This is a genomic window from Streptoalloteichus tenebrarius, from assembly GCF_024171885.1.
Classification (GTDB): Bacteria; Actinomycetota; Actinomycetes; order Mycobacteriales; family Pseudonocardiaceae; genus Streptoalloteichus; species Streptoalloteichus tenebrarius.
Genome location: NZ_JAMTCP010000001.1, coordinates 411530 through 430866, shown reverse-complemented (window position 1 = coordinate 430866; position 19337 = coordinate 411530). Strand labels below are relative to the sequence as shown.

Annotated in this window: 10 protein-coding genes; 4 read left to right on the top strand and 6 right to left on the bottom strand. The window is 71.3% G+C overall.

The genetic code is table 11. From position 1 onward, the window contains the following. Positions 1-354 precede the first annotated feature (354 nt). From LX15_RS01760 to LX15_RS01730, 5 genes are all read right to left on the bottom strand, one after another. Entirely contained in the window at positions 355-1443 is a 1089-nt protein-coding gene (locus LX15_RS01760; protein WP_301303796.1) for a methyltransferase, read from the bottom strand. 35 nt (positions 1444-1478) lie between these two features. After that, positions 1479-10262: a non-ribosomal peptide synthetase gene (locus tag LX15_RS01750; protein ID WP_301303795.1), complete on the bottom strand. Its 8784-nt coding sequence runs from the start codon at positions 10260-10262 to the stop codon at positions 1479-1481. A gap of 98 nt (positions 10263-10360) precedes the next feature. Continuing rightward, complete coding sequence (locus tag LX15_RS01740) at positions 10361-10900, bottom strand: EF-hand domain-containing protein (RefSeq protein WP_253667645.1); 540 nt, start codon at positions 10898-10900, stop codon at positions 10361-10363. Positions 10901-10917: 17 nt separating this feature from the next. Beyond that, the gene (locus LX15_RS01735) at positions 10918-12390 is read right to left on the bottom strand and encodes an aminotransferase class III-fold pyridoxal phosphate-dependent enzyme (RefSeq protein ID WP_253667644.1); all 1473 of its coding nucleotides are present in this window, start codon (positions 12388-12390) and stop codon (positions 10918-10920) included. Positions 12391-12443: 53 nt separating this feature from the next. Then, a complete protein-coding gene (locus tag LX15_RS01730; protein ID WP_253667643.1) occupies positions 12444-13670 on the bottom strand; it encodes a cytochrome P450 in 1227 nt (408 codons plus the stop codon). A 484-nt stretch (positions 13671-14154) separates the two neighbouring features. Here LX15_RS01730 and LX15_RS01725 point away from each other — a divergent pair, with 484 nt between their 5' ends. The 4 genes from LX15_RS01725 to LX15_RS01710 all read left to right on the top strand — a co-directional run bounded on the left by LX15_RS01725 (position 14155) and on the right by LX15_RS01710 (position 18789). Next, positions 14155-15267 (top strand): methyltransferase, encoded by a 1113-nt coding sequence (locus LX15_RS01725; RefSeq protein ID WP_253667642.1) that lies wholly within the window; start codon positions 14155-14157, stop codon positions 15265-15267. Positions 15268-15283: 16 nt separating this feature from the next. Further along, positions 15284-16483 (top strand): cytochrome P450, encoded by a 1200-nt coding sequence (locus LX15_RS01720; protein WP_253667641.1) that lies wholly within the window; start codon positions 15284-15286, stop codon positions 16481-16483. Positions 16484-16838: 355 nt separating this feature from the next. Beyond that, positions 16839-17390: an EF-hand domain-containing protein gene (locus tag LX15_RS01715; RefSeq protein WP_253667640.1), complete on the top strand. Its 552-nt coding sequence runs from the start codon at positions 16839-16841 to the stop codon at positions 17388-17390. A 505-nt stretch (positions 17391-17895) separates the two neighbouring features. Next, positions 17896-18789 carry a pentapeptide repeat-containing protein gene (locus LX15_RS01710; RefSeq protein ID WP_253667639.1) on the top strand — a complete coding sequence of 298 codons (894 nt, stop codon included), beginning with the start codon at positions 17896-17898 and terminating at the stop codon, positions 18787-18789. A gap of 190 nt (positions 18790-18979) precedes the next feature. Here LX15_RS01710 and LX15_RS01705 read toward each other — a convergent pair whose 3' ends face one another. Further along, positions 18980-19189, bottom strand: a complete 210-nt coding sequence (locus tag LX15_RS01705; protein WP_253667638.1) for a DUF397 domain-containing protein — start codon at positions 19187-19189, stop codon at positions 18980-18982. Positions 19190-19337: the final 148 nt, after the last annotated feature.

The following is a 19337-nucleotide window of genomic DNA, read 5'->3' as shown; positions in this document are numbered from 1 at the left end:
CCGGTGGGAGCTTGGTTCGCGGCTCCAGCACTCCGGCCCCCGATTCGGGGTCCGTTCCGCGCTGGCCCCGGAGAATGTACGCAGCGTCCCCCGGAAGGTCAAATCCCCTGGTCAGGAAGTTGACCATGCCGGGCTCGCGCCCGAGAACCCCCGAGCCAGCACCCAGCGCAACCCCTGCCACCGGAGCCTGGTCACCGCTCGGAGCAGGCAGCCCCGCTCCGCCTGGGTCGGCCGCCTCAGACCCACGACGAGGCCGCGCACGCCCCAGTCCCGGGCCAGCCCGTGACCGAGACAACGGTCTGTCCGCCGCACTCCCCCGGCTCCGCCCTGGGAACCCCGGGGAGCCCTTCACGGTCATTCCTTCGGTTTCCGTCCGATGAGGATTCCGTGGGGTGTCCACGTGGGGCACGGGATTCTCTCGAATCCGACGAAGCCGGCGTCCGCCATCGACTTCTCGTGCTGCCGCCACGGGTAGATCATGCCGCCTTCCGCGGGGAGGGCCGCGAAGTACACGCTGTCCAACGCTGCGATCAACGGGCCGTCTCCGGTGTCGTTCGACATGGAGTTGAAGATGACGACCCGCCCGCCCGGCACCAACGCCCGGTGCGCCTTCCGCAACAGCTCGGTGTTCTGTTCCGGCGTCCAGATCACCATCTGGTGTGCGAAGAGCACGCAGTCGTAGCCATCCGGGAACTCGTCGGCGAAGAGGTCGAACCCGCGGACGGTGACCCGCCCGTCCAGCCCGAACCCGCTGATCTTCTCCTCCGCCATGCTCACGTAGGCGGGCATCTCCAGAACGGTGACGTGGAGATGGGGGTTGGCGTGCGCGAGGGCGATCGCGTTGACCGCGTCGCCGCCCCCGCAGTCGAGCAGCGCGCGGGCCTCGGAGAGGTCCAGGCAGCGCGCGAGGTGGCCGTTGGCCAGCCGTGACCACGAGTTCATGTAGCGGTAGAAGGTTTCGCTCAGGTGAGGTGTCTGCGACAGGCGGCGGTAGAGGTCGTTCCCTTCGCCCGGGATCCGTCGCAGTCCGACGTTGGTGTTGCGTCGCAGGGACTCGGTGAAGTCGGCCTGCCCCTCGTAGACGATGTGTTGTTCGAACGCGACGACGTTCTGGACGTGTGGCCAGATTCCGCGCTCCACCAGGTCAGCCACCCGGGGTGCGAGGCAGTAGGTCTCGCGGTCGCGTCGGAGGAGCCCGAGTGACGTGCATCCCAACAGGAGGATGTCCCGTGCGCGTTCGGCGAGGCCGAGGCTCTCACCGATCCGCTGGGCGGTCATGGGCTCGCCCCTGGCCAGCAGATCGATCAGGCCCAGTTCGCAGGCGGCGTTGAGGTACTGGAAGGCCGAATGGCCGAAGAGGATCATGGAGAGCCACTCCATGTCCGTCCCGTCCGTTGACGGGTGCCGCACCGGAGTGAGGTTGTGGATGTGCTCGGCTTCCATGGTCTCTCCCCGTGCTCGACTCGGGTGCCGCTGGTTCACCTCGGGTGAGGCTGTCGTTCCTGGGGTCCGCGTGGTGGGGGGAAGAATCCGGTGTCGACGAAGTAGTCGAGGTAGCGGCGAAGGATCTCGTCGGAGATCTCCGGGATGTCGACGTCCGCGCCCGCGAGGTCACGTCGGGTGTTGCTGAGGTCGAACCGCAGTGCCGAGGCTCCCCGGAGCATGGGGACCACCTCGTGCCACAGGCCGGCGGTCCGCAGGGGGTCTGTGGCCGCGGTGGCTTCGTGGTCCACCCGCGCCAACCACTCTTCGACGGGGACCGGGTCGAGGCGGTACCCGACCGCGCGCATTTGGTCCAGGATCGCGTCCAGTGACACCGGTCGCGCGGCGGTCAGGTGATAGGTGTTGCCCGGCGCCCCGGGGCGGGTGGTCAGTTCGGCGGTGGCCCGCGCGACGTGGTCGACGGGGACCAGGTCGACGTCGATGCCGGTGCGGTCGCCGGCGAAGCACGGCGCGGCGCGGACGTCGAGCATGGTGCGGATGAGTGCCCAGAGGGCGTCGTTGGTGTTGCCCACTCCGCTGTGGGTGTGGCCGCCGACTCGGCCGGGACGCAGGATGGTTGTGGGGATGCCGCGTTCGCGGGCGGCGAGCACCAGTTTCTCCGCGACCCACTTGCTGCTGACGTAACCGTTGGCGCTGACCAGTTCCACGGGCAGTTGGCAGTCCTCCCGCACGTGTCGGCTGCTGCCGTCGGCCGCGATCGCGACGCCGATGGTCGACATGTGGTGCACGGGTTTCACGCGGGATGCCGCGGCCAGCCGGAGCACCTCGTGGGTGCCGTGCGCGTTGGCGGCGCGGATCTGCCGGTACGGGAGCATGACGTGCACCCGTGCGCCCACGTGGTGGATCACGTCGACCTGTTCGGCGAGGTGGTCGAACTGGGCGGGGGTGAGGCCGAGGCGGGGCTGTTCGAGGTCGCCGACGACCGGTGTGATCCGGTCGGTGGGGAGGTCGCCGACGATCCGATACCGGTTCAGGGTGTCGCGCAGCCGTTGTCGCGCCTGTTCGGGGTCGTCGGCGCGCACCAGGCACAGCACGTGGGCTCGGGTGCGGTGCAGCAGCTCGGCGAGGAGGAAGGCGCCGAGGAAGCCGGTGGCGCTGGTCAGCAGGATGTGCTCGGGGTCGGTCAGGCACCTTGTCTCTGCGGGGCGGCTGGTGTTCGTGGTGATCTCGGGGGCCAGGGTCGCGTCGGCCAGCAGGTGCGCGCGGGCCGACGAGGGTGCCGGAGACGTGTCGGTGTGGTCCAGCGTGGCGGACAGCTCGGCGACGGTCGGGGTGTCGAACAGCGCGGAGAGCGGGAGGCTGACGCCCAGTTCCTGGTTGATCCGCGTGACCAGTTGGGCGGCGAGCAGGGAGTGGCCGCCCAGGTCGAAGAAGTTGGCGTCGACGCCGACGGTGGGGCGGCCGAGGGTGTCGGCGAACAGTCGGCAGAGGGTGTGTTCGCGGCTGGTCCGGGCGGGGCGGCCGCCGGTGTCCCCGTCGAGGTCGGGTGTGGGGAGGGCGGCGCGGTCGACCTTGCCGTGGGGGTTGGTGGGGAGTCGTTCGAGGCCGACGACCGCGGCGGGGACCATGGGTGCGGGAAGTCGTTCCCGCAGGTAGTCCCGCAGGGTGCTGGCGACGCGGTGGGCGCGTTGGGCGGCGTCGGGGTCGTTGGCGAGGTGGACGGGGGCGACGCTGGGCGGGGCCGGGCGGTAGAGCCCGCTCGGGGTGGGGCGGGTCGGGTCGGTGGTGAAGACGACGTCGACGTCCCCTTCGGATGAGGCGCCGTTCCAGGTGACGGCGACCTGGTAGCCGAGTTGGTCCCCGAGGTCGTGCCAGTGTTCGGGGTCGACGCCCGGGGCTGGTGGGTGGTGGAGTTGGTGGACGGCGGTCGCCAGGTCCTGTCCGTCGCGCAGGGCTCGGGTGGCGGCGTTCTCGCCGGCGAGCCGGGCGTTGGGCACCTGGACCAGTCGGAGCGTCCTGGGGCGCTGGGTGGCCAGGAGTGCGGCGACGCGGTCCGGGTCGTTGGTCTCGCTCCCCCAGGTCCATTGCGACACGGGGTCGTCGTCGACGGGTGGGGTGGGGGCGCGGGACAGGAGGACGTCGTACCGGTGTCGGGTCAGCTCGGTGTGCTGGCGTCCTCGTCGGAGGCGGATGTCGACCTCGGTGATGTCTTCGAGGAGGTCGGGGAGTCGGACGAAGTAGTCGGGGTCGATCAGGAGTTCCCGTTCGTGGGCCGCTCGGCGCTCCACTGCCCGGCGCACGGCGCCCGGGTCGTCGTGGCGGTGCAGTTCCATGGCCGTGTACAGGAGGTGGCGGGTGCGCAGGTTGCGGATGTCGCCGAGGAAGATCCGGCCGTCGGGGGTGAGCAGGGTGACGGCCTGGCGCAGCACGTGTTCGAGGTAGGCGGTGTCGGGGAAGTACTGGACCGTCGAGTTGATCACGATCAGGTCGAAGAACGCCGTGGGCAGTCCGGTGAGGTCGTGGGCGGGTGTGGCGCGCAGTCGGGTTCTGGCGGCCGTCTCGGGGTGGTGGTGGAGGTGGGCGCGGAGCTTGGCGACGGCGACCGGGGAGATGTCGCTGCCCCAGTACTCGTCGCACTCGTTGACCAGGGCGGACAGCAGCAGGCCGCTGCCGACGCCGAGTTCCAGCACATGGCGGGGGCGCAGGGCGCGGAGTCGGGTGACGGTGGCGTCGCGCCATTCCCGCATCGCGGGCAGTGGGATGGGGGCGCCGTCGTAGCTGCTCACCCATCCCCTGAAGTCTTCTCCCCATTCGGGGTTGCCGTCCGGTGCGGCGTAGAGCGCGTCGTTGACGTGACGCCAGTGTTCGACGTGGTCGACGGCGCCGTCGGGGTTCGGGGGGCGGGGTGTCGGGGTGACGTAGGCGACGAGTTGGGAGCCGGCGGTGGGGTCGACGCGGGGGATGACGGCGGCGTGGGCGACCTCGGGGTGGTGGCTGAGGACGGCCTCGACCTCTCCGGGCTCGACGCGGAATCCGCGGATCTTGAGTTGCTGGTCGGCTCGTCCGAGGTGTTCCAGTTGGCCGTCGTGGCGCCAGCGGGCCAGGTCGCCGGTGCGGTACATCCGTCGCCCGTCGGCGGTGAACGGGTCGGCGACGAAGTGCGCGGCGGTGAGGTCGGGTCGGCCGGCGTAGCAGCGGGCCAGGCCGTCTCCGGCGACGTAGAGTTCGCCGGCCACGCCGGTGGGGCACGGCGTGAGTCGTTCGTCGAGGACGTAGGCGCGCAGGCCGTGGCTGGGATGTCCGATCGGTGGTGGTCGCCGTCCCGACAGTGGTTCGGACAGGGCCGCGCACACCGTGGTCTCGGTCGGCCCGTACCCGTTGATCAGGCGTCGTCCGGTGGACCAGTCCCGCGCGGTGGCGGGTGGGCAGGGTTCGCCGACCACGACCAGGGTGTGGACGTCGGGCAGTTGGTCGGGTCGCAGCGTGGCCAGCACGCTCGGGGGGACGATCAGGTGGGAGACGCGGTGGCGTGCGGCGAGGTCGGCCAGGGCCGGTCCCAGGGGTGAGGGTCCGTCCGGGGGGAGCACGAGTGTCGCGGCGTTGAGCAGCGCGCCGACGAGTTCGGCCATGATCCCGTCGAAGCTGGGCGCGGCGAACTGGAGGAACCGGCTGTCGGGTGTCACGCGGAGGTTGTCCGCGAGGGCGGCGGCCAGGGCGGCCAGTCCCCGGTGGGGCACGACCACGCCCTTGGGGACGCCGGTCGAGCCCGAGGTGAAGATCAGGTAGGCGGCCTGGTCCACCGAGGGGCGAACCCGTGGGTCGTCCAGAGCGGTGTTCTCGGTGGGTTCTGCCGGGTCTGGCTGGTCGACCAGGAGCGCGGGGGCGGGTGTGGTCAGGTCCTGGGCGAGTCCACGGGTGGTCAGCACGATGTGGGGTTGTGCCGTGGTGAGGACGGTGTTGACCCGGTGTGTGGGTGTGCGTGGATCGATGGGGAGGAAGGCGCCGCCGGCCTTGAGGGTTGCCAGGATGGCGACGACCCAGTCGACGGAGCGGGGAAGGATGAGGGCCACGACGCGCTCGTGTGCGACGCCGTGTCGACGCAACCGGTGGGCCAGGTGGTTTGAGCGCCGGTCGAGTTCGGCGTAGGTCACCGAGTCGTCGCCGCAGCGCACCGCCTCCCGCTCCGGGTGGTCGGTCGCGACGCGGGCGAACAGTTCCGGGGCGGTGGCCGGCGGAACGTGGTGTGGTGAGGTTCCCCAGCGCGTCAGCAGGCGTTCCCGTTCTCCTGGCAGGAGAACGTCCACCTGGCTGAGCTTCTGCTCGGGTCGGGTGGTGACGGTGGTGAGGACGTGGAGCAGCCGGTCGACGAGGTTCCGCACGGTCTCGCGGTCGAACAGGTCGCTGCTGTACTCGACGACGGCGGTGAGCCCGTGTGGGGTCGCGCCGTCGCCTTCGCGTTCGCGGAAGGAGATGCCGAGGTCGAACTTGGCGACGTCCAGGTACAGCGGTTCCATGCTGGTCCGCGCGTCGGGGAGGTCGAGTCGGATCTTCGGGATGTTCTGCACGACGAGCATGACCTGGAACAGGGGCTGTCGGGCGGCGGAGCGGGCGGGGTTGACGGCCTCGACGACGGCGTCGAAGGGCACGTCCTGGTGGGCGTAGGCGGCCAGGTCGATGGCGCGGACCCTGGCGAGGAGTTCGGTGAAGGTGGGGTCGCCGTCGGTGTTGGTGCGCAGCACGAGGGTGTTGACGAACAGGCCGACCACGTCGTCGAGGGCCGCGTCGGTGCGGCCGGCGACGGCGGTGCCGAGGGGGATGTCGGTGCCCGCGCCGAGGCGGGTGAGCAGCGCGGCCAACGCGGCGTGCAGCACCATGAAGAGGGTGACGTCGTGGTGGCGGGCCAGGGTCTCCAGTCGTTGGTGGAGTGCGGCGTCCACGTCGAACGACAGCACCGCGCCCTGGTGGGAGAACACCTTCGGGCGTGGTCGGTCGGTGGGCAGCGGGATCTGCTCGGGCAGGCCGGCCAGTGTCGTGCTCCAGTAGTCGAGTTGCCGGCGGTAGAGGCTGTCGGGGTCGTCGGGGTCGCCGAGCAGCCGGAGGTGCCAGAGGGTGTAGTCGACGTACTGGACCGGCAGTGGTGGCCAGGTGGGGGTGTGTCCGGCGCGGCGGGCGCGGTAGGCGGTGGCGATGTCCCGGCAGAGGGGTGCCATTGACCAGCCGTCGCCGGCGATGTGGTGGATGAGCAGCAGCAGCACGTGTTCCTGGTCGTCCACATGGAACAGTTCTGTGTGGACGGGAACGTCCCGGGTGAGGTCGACGGTCTTCCGGGCGGTGGCCACGAGGTGGTGCCGCAGGTCCTGCGCCCTGACGTGGTGGGTGCGAAGTTCGGGGCGCCAGTGGGACGGGGCCAGCACGACCTGGCGCGGAGTCCCGTCCAGCTCGGGGTAGACGGTGCGCAGGCTCTCGTGGCGCTCGACGACGTCGGCCAGGGCCGATCGGAGGGCGTGGTGGTCGAGGTCCCCGGTGATCCGGAGCAGGGCGGCCATGGTGTAGGTGGCGCTGGGTCCCTCCATCCGGTGCAGGAACCACAGTCTCCGTTGTTGGTGGGACAACGGGATCGGGTCGGGCCGGGGCGCCGGGCGTGGGGTGGGGCGGGCGGGGCGGGCCATGGCGTGGTCGACGCGCTGGCTCAGTCGCGCCGGTGTGGGGGCGTCGAAGACCTCGTCGACCGAGAGGGTGGCGCCGAAGCAGGCGCGGACGCGGTTGACCAGTCGGGTCGCGAGCAGGGAGTGCCCGCCGAGGGCGAAGAAGTCGTCGTCCGGGGCGACCGACTCCACGTCCAGCAGCTCCGCGAACAGGCCGCAGAGGATCTGCTCCTGGGGGCTTCTGGGGGCGGGGCCGCCGGTGGGGGCCGGGGGTGGCGGCAGCGCCCGGCGGTCGAGCTTGCCGGTGGGGGTCAGCGGGAGGCGGTCGAGGAGGATGATCACCGCTGGGAGCTGGTGTCGTGGCAGGCGGGTCAGGGCGTGCCGGCGGAGTTCGGCGGTGTCGGGTTCTCGGCCGTGGGCGCCCACGACGTAGGCGATCAGCCGTTCGGCGCCGGTGTGGTCGGGGCGGGCGACGACGGCGGCCGCCTCGACGTCCGGGTGGGCGGTGAGGGTGGCCTCAACCTCGGCCGGTTCGACGCGGAGGCCGTGGAGGTTGATCTGGTCGTCGACGCGGCCGAGGTACTCCAGGTCGCCGTCCGGCCGCCACCGCACGCGGTCTCCGGTGCGGTAGAGCCGGGAGCCCGGGTGGCCGAGGGGGTTGGCCACGAAGCGCGTCGCGGTGAGGGCGGGGTCGTGGAGGTAGCCTCGGGCCAGGGCTGGGCCGCCGACGTACAGCTCCCCGGGCACGCCCACGGGGCAGGGGTTGAGGTGGGCGTCGAGGACGTGGGTGTCGATGCCGGGGATGGGGCGGCCCAGCGGGGGTGTGTCCGCTCCGGCCAGGGGTTCGGAGATCGCGGCGCCGACCGTCGTCTCGGTCGGCCCGTACCCGTTGATGATCCGGCGGCCCGGCGCCCAGGCGGCGACCAGTGCCCCTGGGCAGGCCTCGCCGGCGACGACCACGGTGCGCAGCCCGGGGTGGTCGTCGGGGTCCATGCCGGCCAGGACGCTGGGTGGGATGGTGGCGTGGGTGATGTGGTGCTGGGCGACGAACCGGGCCAGTTCCGGCCCTGGTTCGCGTTCCGCCTCGCTGGGGATGACGACGGTTCCGCCGGCCAGCAGGGTGCTGATGACCTCGGCGAGGGCGGCGTCGCAGCCGAGGGCGGCGAAGAACAGCACCCGGCTGTCCTGGTCGAGCGCGAACCGGTCGGCCTGGACCTCGGCCAGCGCCGCGAGACCGCGGTGGGAGACCACGACGCCCTTGGGCGCGCCGGTCGACCCCGAGGTGTAAATCACGTACGCCGCGTTGTCCACAGTGGACGATTCCGACGACTCAGGCGGCCCTGACGAATCAGGTGAACCAGGCGAATCAGGTGAATCAGGCAGCCCAGACGACGCGAGCGTGGTGGCGACCGGTCGGAGTTCTCCCCCCTCGACCAGGATCGGGTCGACCCCACCCAGATCTTCGCTCCACAATGGACTGTCCATCGTGGAGATGAGGACCCGCGGGTCGGCGTTGTCGAGCAGGACCCTGATCCGGTCAACGGGTTGCGCCGGGTCCAGGGGCAACACGGCGCCCCCGGCCTCGGCCACGGCGAGCACCGCGGTGACCCACTCCGGCGCGCGGGGCAGCAGCACCGCCACGACGCGTTCCGGTCCCACACCACGTTCCCGCAGCACACGAGCCCAGCGGCGCACGTCGCGACGCAGGTCCGCGTACGAGGTCGCACCGTTGCTGGTGGCCAGGGCGGTCGCGTCGGGTGTGGCGGCGGCCCTGGCGGCGAACAGGTCTCCCAGGGTGGCGGGGACAGTGCGTGGTGGCGGGCCCTGGGCGAGGGCGAGCAGCGCGTGACGCTCGGCGGGGCCGACCACGCGCAGCCGGGCCACGGGGTCCCCGGCGACGCTGACGAACCAGAACAGGAACCGGACGAACCGGCGCAGGTGCCCCTCCAGCACGTCCTGGTCGTACACCTCGGCGTTGGCGAACAGGTCCAGGCGGGGGACGAGGTCCGTGCCCTCGCCGAACAGGTACAGCGACAGGTCGTGGATGGGGCCGGCCTGGAGGAGTTCCATGGTTCCCGGGACGTCGGCGAGCCGCAGGTCGGTCGGGAAGGGCATGGGGTTGACGACCAGGGACACCAACGGCAGGTCGGGCGGGACGGAACCGAGGTCGCGTTGGAGGCGTTCGAGGCGGTAGCGGTCGTGCCCGCGGATGTCCGCGGCCTCGTCCCGCACCTGGCCGACCAGCTCAGCGGGAGTGGAGCGGGGGGACAGCCGGACCCGGACCGGGACGACGTTGGACACCATGCCCGGCACGCGCCGCAGGTCAGCGGTCGGGCGGCACATCCGGGCGTGGCCGAGCAGCAGGTCCTGTGCGCCGGTGAGGTGGGACAGGTAGGTCGCCATGGCCGCGGTCAACACCCAGGCCGAGCGGGTGCGCATCCGCTGCGCCAGGTCCCGCACGCGGAGAACCAACGGTGAGGACAACCGCGCTGTGGCGCGGGACAGCCGTTTGCGGTGTCCGGCCCAACGGCCGGCCAGGCTCACCGGCTCGGGGTGGTCGGCCAGCCGGGCACACCAGAACGCGCGGTCGCGTTCCTCCTCCTCGGACCCCCGGTAGGCGAGGTCAGCGGCGCACAACAGGGAGTACTCCCCCAGTCCGCTCCGGCGCGGCCGGCCCCCGTTCGCCAGGTCGGTGTAGACCTCCGCGACACGCCCTCGGATCAGGGAGAGGCCGAGTCCGTCCGCGACGACGTGGTGCAGCCGGTTGAACCAGACGTGGTGGTGGTCGGTCAGCCGCAGCAGCGTCGAGGTGAACATCTGTCTGTCGAGCGCCGTGTGGCGCGCCAGGTCCTGGGCGATCCACTCTTCTGCCGCCAGATCCGGACGTGGCTCGCCGGACAGGTCGACGAACCGGGGTGGGTGTTCGGGTGTCGAGTCGACGCGCTGCCATGGTGTTCCGTCCCGGTCCACCAGGCGCATGCGGAGGACGTCGACCTCGGACTGCACGCGGTGGGCCGCCTCGACGAAGACGTGCCGGTCGACCCGACCGCCCAGGTCGATCCGCTCCCCCCAGGTGTAGGCGGTGCCGTCGGGTTCGAGCATCTGCGCCGTCCAGATCCCCTCCTGCCCGGACAGCAGCGGGAACTCTCGTGATCGGCGGGCGTTGTCGTGCATGGGAGCCACCTGCTGGGGGACGGGGGCCGTCACGGATCACGGCGCCGGGGCCAAGCCCAGGGCCAGGACCAGGGCCGGGGCCGGGGCCAAGCCCAGGGTCAGAGGAAGCCGGCGATGCCGTTGCAGGCGGCGTCGGGGTCGGAGGTGCAGTACAGCTCGACGTAGTCGGCGACGAGGTCCTCGACGTCGGCGTATCCGTCGCCGTCCCGGTCCATGCGGTCGAACGCGGCGTCGCGTTCGGCGCTGGTGAGCCCGTCCTCCTGGGTGACCCAGACGAACTCCGCCTTGCTGACGCGTCCGTCGCCGTCCCGGTCCATGCGGGACAGCAGGCACCGCACCCCGTCCTCGAAGACGTGGCGCACGGCGTCCCGGTCGTCCGACAGGGCCACCAGGGCGGTGACGAACCCGTCGTGGTCCACCTCGCCCCGCCCCTCGGGGTCGAGCGTGCGCCACCAGCGCTCCACCAACACGCGCACCGGTCTCATCTCCGGCGCCTCGTAGTCCGCGCCGCTGCGCTGGACCTCCTTGCGCACCACCGACTCCATGTCGGCGCGCCGCACCACCCCGTCGCCGTCCCGGTCGAAGAGGGTGAAGGCCTTGCCGAACTTGCGGGACTTGTAGTCACTGAGCGCGGTCATCTGCCCTCCAGCGCGGTTCAGGTCGGGAGCAGGTTCTGTCGGGCCATCACCAGCAGGCTGTCGGCGACGGCGGAGGTGATCTGGTCGATGTCGGCCTCGGTGTGCGCCGCGGACAGGTTCATCGTGGGAGCCCCGAGCGTGTAGACGCCGCGTAGCCGGAGGTGCAGGCTCAGCATCTGCATCGCGCGCACCATCGCCGGGGAACCCATCTCCTCTGCCCACTCCTCGTAGCTGGCGCGGTCGTCCAGTGGCTCGCCGAGCGCGAGAAGGGTCACGTGCCGGGGGTGGCCCCGCAGGTGCACGGGGATGCCGCTGCGGTGGGCGAACTCGTCCAGTCGGGCGCGCAGCAGGTCGTGCAGTCCGTCGATCCTGTCGAAGATCTCCCCGTGGTGGTCGCGCAGGTGCCGGAGCTGGGCCAGCGCCGCGACCACGGCCAGGTGGTTGGCCTGGTGGGTGCTGGACAGCCAGGTCTTGCTGGCGTCGCCGGGCAGGCCGTCGCTGCGGGCGCGGTCGAGGTGGTCGGCGCGGCCGGTCACCGCGGACAGCGGGACGCCCAGCCCGCTGGTGAGTTTGCCGAGGCACGTGATGTCGGCGGTGACGCCGAACGCCTCCTGCGCGCCGCCGGGGGCCATGCGGAACCCGGTGATCACCTCGTCGACGACCAGCGGCACATCGTGTTCGGCGGTGACGGCGCGCAACGCGCGCAGGAACTCGCGAGCGGCGTGGGGCGCCTGGCCGCGGAACCGGGGCACCGGGTCGACCACGACGCAGGCGAGGTCGGCCGCGTGCTCGGCGACCAGCCCCAACGCCGCCTGGTCGTCGAAGGGCAGCACCAGCAGGTCGTCCCCGGTCAACGCCCGCAACCCGTTCCCACCGGGCCGAAGCTCGTACCCGGACGCGGGGTCGCGGGGTCCGGCGGGGCCGAGGCTGTTGTACAGGCCGATCTCGTGGGACCCGTGGTAGGAGCCCTGGAACTTGGCGACCACCTGGCGTCCGGTGGAGGCGCGCGCCATGCGCGCCGCGGCGGCCACGGTGTCGGCCCCGGTGTGGAACAGCCCGGCCCGGTCGGCCCCGGGAACCGTTTCGGTGAGCAGTTCGGTCAGCTCCACCTGCTCCGGGCAGAAGTAGGCGGCCCCGACGCCGGTGGCGATGCGGTCCCTCACCGCCGCGACGACCGGGGGCGGGTTGTGGCCGAGGACCGCCGCCGTGTAGCTGAGGTGGCAGTCGACGTAGTCGTTGCCGTCGACGTCGTACAGGTGGGCTCCCTCGGCCCTGGCGCAGCAGACGGGCAGGATCGGAGCCGAGAACGGCAGGTTCGCCGGGAGCGACGTGGCGCTCTGGTGTGCGCGGTGGCTCAGGCGCACGGACCCGGGCTGGCGGGCGACGACCGCGCGCACCAGGTCCCACAGGTCGTTGTCCGTGCCGCACAGCACGGACAGGCTGGAGCGGTCCGGCGGGGTCAGGCCCGACGGGACGGCGACGGGTCGCACCGCCTCTTCCCCGCCGTACGACAGCGACGACGGACGATGACTGTCCACCCTGGTCACTCCCCTCTGGCTCGCGCCGGTCGGCGTTCGACGACGATGGGCATCCGCTCCGGCCGGACCGCGAACGGGAGACCGCCGACCGTGGGGCGGGCGGTGGACCGCAGGGACACCCACCGGGACCGGATCGCCCGGAGGATCTCCTCCAGGGCCAGCAGCGACAGGGCACGACCGACGCAGAAGTGCCGGCCGACGCTCCAGGTCAACGGCGGTGTGGCGAACGTGCGTCGGACGTCGAGCCGCAGGGGGTCCTGGAACACCGTCGGATCGCGGTTGGCCACGAGGATGTGGACGAAGAGGAACTGTCCCCGCCGGATGGGGACGCCGCGGATCTCGACGTCGTCCCTGGCGATCCGTTCGGTGGCGAAGACCGTCGGCCGGAGCCGGGTGCACTCCAGGACCGCGGCCGGCACCAGGTCCGGCTGTTGGCGCACCAGGTCCCACTGGTCGGGGTGCTCGACGAGGGCGTTGATCAGCAGCGCTGCCTGGGCGGCCACCATCTGGCTGCCGGCTCCGAGGATCGTCAGCGCCACCCGCAGCGAGTCCGCCTCGCTGTGGTTGCCCTCGTGCTCGCCGCGCAGGATGAACGACAGCGCGTCGTCGCGGGGCTCGGAGCGGCGTTGGCGGAGGAGGTCGCGGAGGTAGTCCTCGATGGTGTCCCGGAAGTCCGGGTACTTCCAGACGTTCTCCCCGCCCAGGAGTTCGCCGAAGTCCGCCGACAGCCGGTACACCAGGTCGGCGTCGGAGTCCGGCGCGCCGAGCAGGCGGCAGGAGAAGCGCGCGACGGCGGGTTGGGCGATGTCCCGCATCGCGTCGCACCGGCCGTCGGCGGGGACGGAGTCGACGATCTCGGTGGCGATCTCGGCCATGGTCGTGCGCCACCGGCGCATCCGGCCGGGGGTGAAGAAGCCGGCCACGGCGGAGCGCAGTCGGAGGTGTTCGGCGTCCTCCTTGCTGAACAGTTCCTCGGCCACGAAACGCAACACGCCCTGGTCGGTGCATCCCAGGGCGCTGAGCAGTTCGGGCATGCACGGGGTGAGGGCGGTGGTCTGGAACACCTCCTGACAGGCGCGGTAGGTGAGCACTTCGAGTCCCCGGGCGCTGCGGGCGATCGGGGTGCCGGGGGGCAACGAGGTCAGGGCGGTGTAGGGGTCGGCGGCGAAGTCCTCGGCCACCACCTCGGGAACTCGCGGTCCGTGCCGCGTCCACTGTCCTGACTCGACCAACGACCACCCCACATGCGCCCGGTTATCCGTCACCACCTCCGGGGGCGGCGACCACGAAACGTGACAGCGCCTTCCGGAGCGGGAGGACCCCAAGTCCACGTCTGATGGTGCCCGGCAGGAGTACTGACCGGCCCCGCGAGCACACAATGCGTCACCCAAACCCCCTGTTCCGGTGACACTTCTCGGTGCTGGGCCGCCTGGTGCCCCGCCCGCCGTGGGTGCGGCGCCGGCATGTGCCCGAGTGGCCGACGGCTGACGCCCGTCCGCGACGGCGTCGGTCGCGGTCGGCCGAGGTGGGTCGAGGTCGCTCGCGGTCAGTGGCGGCCGGTCCTGGTCGGTCCTGGTCGGCCCTGAAGACGGTTCACTAGATGCGATGACGGCGGGGCGGCACGCTGTGTGCTGGAGATACCCTCGGCCAGGCACGCCGTCTCCACAGTGGTGTGTAGGGCCGGACCACGATCCGGCCGAGCGAAGGCGTCCAAAGATGACTCACCGCGACGAGAGCGCACTGTCCACACTCAGCGCGATGGCCTCCCTGGTCACGCCCTGGGTGCTGCGCGTGGCCGTCACCCTGCGTCTGCCCGACCTGATCGGACGGGCGACCGTGGACGTCGACGAACTCGCCGTGCGCGCGGGCGCCAACCCCGACGCGCTGCGCCGGGTCGCCCGCCATCTGGTCCACTGTGGAGTCCTGCGGCACCCGGCCCCGGACCGCCTCGAACTCACGGCGCTCGGCCACCTGCTCCGCTCCGACCATCCCGCCCGGCTCGTCGACGCGCTCGACCAGGCCAACCCCTTCAACCGGCGGGAGGCCGCGGCGGTGGCCCGCCTGCTGGACGCGGTGCGCGACGGCCGCCCGGTCTGGGCGCCGCGCCAGGGGCACGAACGCGAGGGGCACGAACGCCACGGCCACGAACGCCAGGGCCATGGTCGCCAGGGCCATGGTCGCCAGGGCCACGACCTCTGGTCCGCCCTCGACCACGACCCGGAGCTGGCCGCGGGGTTCGACCAGGCCCTCGCCGGCGCGGCCGACCAGCTCACCGAGGGAATCGCTCGGGCGTTCGACTGGGAGTCCGTCGCACACGTCGTGGACGTCGGCGGGGGAACCGGCCGTGTGCTGGCGGCGTTGTTGACCGCGCATCCCCGACTGCGGGGCACGCTGGTCGACCTTCCGCCAATGGCCGAGCAGGGCCGGGTCCGGTTCGCCGGGCGGGGGTTGGCCGAGCGGGTCGCGGTGTCCGGGCAGAGCTTCTTCGACCCACTGCCCCGCGGCGGCGACGTCTACCTGCTGGCCAACGTCCTGCACTGCTGGAACGACGAGGACAGCCGGAAGGTTCTCGGTCAGTGCGTCGCCGCCGCGCCGTCCCACGCCCTGGTCGTCGTGGTGGACCAGGTCCTTCCCGAGGACCCGGCCGACCCGGCGTACGGCGCGCTCGTCGAGATCGACCTGGGGCTGTTGGTGTTGCTCGGAACGGCGCTGCGCGACCAGGAGCGGTTCCGGTTGCTCGGCGAGTCCGCCGGGCTGACCCTGCGCGAGGCGACGAGGATCGCGCCCCACACCGTCTCGTCCCTGCTCACGTACACCATCGACGACTGAGCGCGGGGAGGTCCGCGTGGCCACCGGCAACCCTCCGGCGGACGCCCTCCGCCGCTTTCCGTTCCCCCAACCCTCACCGCTGGTGCCACCACCGGCGCTGGCGGCCTGCCGCCTGCTCGCCCCGGTGTCCCGCGTCCGGTTGGCGGACGGCCAGGTGGCGTGGCTGGTCACCCGGTACGCCGACATCCGCGCGGTGCTGACCTCCCCCGACTTCACCCTGCACGTCCCTCGTCCCAGTCAGGACGACGCGACCAGCAGCCGCAGCGAGTTCATGCTGACCGACGACAACGCCAAGCACCACCGGCTGCGTCAGGTGGTCGGCCCCGCGTTCTCGCTGAGCCGGGTCGAGCGGCTGCGGCCGAGGGTGCGGGAGATCGTGGCCGGTCTGTTGGCCGCCATGACCGGTCGGGGGCCGACGGCCGACCTGATGGACAGCCTGGCCCTTCCCCTGCCGCTCACCGTCGTCTGCGAGGTGCTGGGAGTGCCGGTCCCGGAGTGGAGCCGGGCTCGTCACTGGGCGTCGATCTGTCTGGGCGACACCGCCGAGACGGGTGACGAGCGGGCGCTGGCGGCGTTCCAGGACGTGGAGGATCACGTCACCGAACTGATCGCCACCCGACGGGACCGGGCCACGGGTGTGCTGGGACGGCTCGTGCGCGCCGCCGGGGAAGGACGGCTCAGCGAGGGGGAACTCCACAGCATGGTGACCGGACTCCTGCTCGCCGGTTACCTCACGACCTCCAGCACGATCGGGGTCGGCACGCTGGTGCTGTTGTTGAACCCCGACCAGTGGGACGCGCTGGCCCACGATCGCGCGCTGGTGGGTTCCGCCGTGGAGGAGATCCTGCGATTCCGGCTCACCGGCACGGAAATCAGCACCCAGCACCGGGCGCTGGCCGACGTCACGGTGAGCGGGGTGCTCGTCCGACGCGGCGAGTTGGTGGTCACTCCCCTCGTGGCGGCCAACCGGGACCCGGATCAGTTCGACGACGCCGACCGCTTCGTCGTCGCCCGCACCGACAACGCGCACCTGAGCTTCGGCCTCGGCACGCACTACTGCCTCGGGGCCGCCCTGGCGCGGATCGAGTTGCAGGAGGCCATCGGGGCACTGGTCGACACCCTTCCCGGCCTTCGACTCGCCGTGCCGGTCGAGGATCTGCCGTGGAACACCTCCGGCGCGGAGGTCGATCTCCGCGCGCTTCCGGTGACCTGGTGATCCCCCACGCCCGACGGACGGTGCGGACGCGCGTCGCCCCAACGTCACTCCCCCGTCGCGGGAACTCCGTCCGAGGGCGTCCTGGTCCTCTTCGCGGCGGGCCAGAAGATGGCCGGGTGAACCGGAAATCCCCGGCGCGGGACGTTGAGCACGCACACATCTGGTCGCTGACAGCGCTGGTGCTCCGCGCGCCGACGACCTTGGGGTCCGGGGTGTCGTCCAGCCTCACTCTCGTGAGTGAAAGCGGGGCCGATTTGATCAAGATCCGTACCGTCACCCGAGTCGGTGGCCCTACGCTCCACCACGGATGGCACTCATGCCACCACGGACTGTCACCCCACGAGAGGACATGGTCATGGCGACCACCACCACCGACCCGATCACCGCCAAGCTGGAGGCGCTGTTCCACGCCACCGACTCCAACAACGACGGCCACGTCGAGTGGGAGGACTACCACGGGATCATCGAGCGCTGCCTCAGCGCTTACAAGATCGACAAGAACGACCGCAGGGCGCGGGCGCTCCTGGCCGCGTACCAGATGAGCTGGATCGAGCTGCTGCGCCACGCGAACGGCGAGGACCGGCTGTCGAAGGACCAGTTCGTCCTGGCGACCCGCCTGTCGGCCGTGGACACCAGCCGGCACAACCTGGTGGAGGGCCTGTCGCACGCGATCTTCGACATCATCGACTCCGACGGCACCAACGCCATCGACAAGGCGGAGTTCGAGAAGTACGTGAAGGTGTGGGGCATCGACGCCAGCAGCGCCCTCGAAGCCTTCGGGAAGCTGGACCTCGACGGCGACGGCGAGATCAGCCGCCACGAGTTCATCCGCGCCGCCCGGGAGTTCTTCTACTCCCCGGACCTGGACACGCCGGGCAGCCTGTTCTTCGGGCACCTCTCGGTCTGACGTCCTGGACGTGAACGGCGGCCCGGGCACTGGCTTCGACTGATCTTCGGAGGGTGTCCCGGCCTGTTGGTGGGTGGCTGGCGTGACGACGTGGGTCACCGACACCCGTCAGCCACCCACCACGGCCAGTACGGCTCAGCATCAGTGTTCTCGTGCTGATGCCCGAACTCCGGCCTGATCCCGAGGCCGCACGCGGAAGGCCAGCAGGCACGCCCACGCCCACCGCTTCGCGCCCGCGCTCGATTTGACGTCCACTGTAGACGATCCAACCGCGTGGGTGTCGTACCAGCGGGGGCGACCGTCAGGACCACACCGTTGGCCCGTATGGGGTAAGCGGTACCGCGAATCTGCCGATGCCACAACATTTTCCCTCGCGGTCTCCCGACCTCCCCGGCTCATCGCGAGGATGCTCGGCATGCGATCGGTTCGTGCGTCGGCCCAGCGGCAGTCACAACTACCTCCGTCAGTCCAGGCGGCCTACGTTGGCGCAGCGCTTCTGCTCCTCGTGAGCATCGTGATGGCCTGTCTCCTGATCGCCCTCCTCTTCGGTGAGCGTCAGGACATGGACCTGGTGGAGCTTCTCCAGGTCGGCATGACCCTGGAGACCGCCAGTGGAGGGGTCGCCGCGCTCCTGCTGACGGCCCGCCACCAGCGGGCATCCGGGGTTGGCCAGGAGAACGGACCGATCGCCGACCCGTACCCCCGCGCGCTCGCCCAGCTCGACTCCACGGAGGCCGCGGTCAGGTTGGACGCGGTGCGCATGCTGGAACGGTTGGCGCAGGGCAACCCGTACCAGCGACAGGCAGTCGTCACCACGCTCTGCGGCTACCTCCGCACGCCCCACCAGCTCCCCGACCCGGCGCCGTCTCCGGACGGAACGGAAACCGGCGTGTCGGAGCGGCAGGTCCGGGCGACCGCGCAGCAGGTCCTCACCGACCACCTCCGACCAGAACGCGGCGCCGACGGAGTGCCCACCAATCCCGGGTTCTGGCCGGACATCGACCTGGACCTCACCTCGGCCAGCCTCGTCGACTTCGACTTCGGGCGGTGCGAGGTCCGTGGAGCCGAGTTCACCAACGCCACGTTCTCAGGGCAGGCCTGCTTTGACAACGCGACGTTCCACGGCGACATCTCGTTCAGAGGCGCGACGTTCCACCACGCCGCATCGTTCCAACACGCCGTGTTCGTGCGAGGGGTCGACTTCAGGGACGTCGAGTCCGCGGAGCCGCTCAGCCTCAGCGGAGCACGAGTGCGGGTCGACGTCGAGGCCGAGGTCCGGGGAAACCGGTTCTGGCCGCTGGGCTGGGAGATCGGCTCCGCCGAGGACGACGCTGGTGGACAGGGGAACGGCACCGACGGCGTGTGGCGCCACCTGGTGGCTGTCCACAGCGACGGATGACTGTCGCTCTCGATAGTGTCCACAGTGCTTCGGCGGTCAGTCCCCAACGCTACGAGGACGCGGTGCGCGCATGGGCCCAGGACATCGCCAGAGCCTGGCAGGGTCGGGCCAGGGACCGCGAATGAGCCTCCCCGGCAGAAGCACCGAGGGCGGGTGCTGGTCGGCCCCCGCCCTCGGTGCACGCTCACGGTCAGCTCAGGTCGAGCCGGCCCTCCTTCACGGCCCCGACGAACGCCGTGAACGCGGCCGGCGCGAAGACGAGCGCCGGCCCGGCCGGGTTCTTCGAATCCCGCACCGCAGCCACCTCAGCTACCGACGCCACCTCGACGCACTGGCCGTTGCCAGCCGAGCGGCTGGACTTCCGCCACCCCGTGGCCACTGAAGTTGCTGACTTCCACATCGCAACCACTCCCCTCGACCCGAGTCAGACCCTGATGGTTCCCCACGACAGGTTGCCGAACGAGGGGCCAAACGAACGAGGGCGGGGACCGACCGCCCCCGCCCTCAGTGCATGCTCACAGTCAGCTCAGGTCGAGCCGACCCCGCTT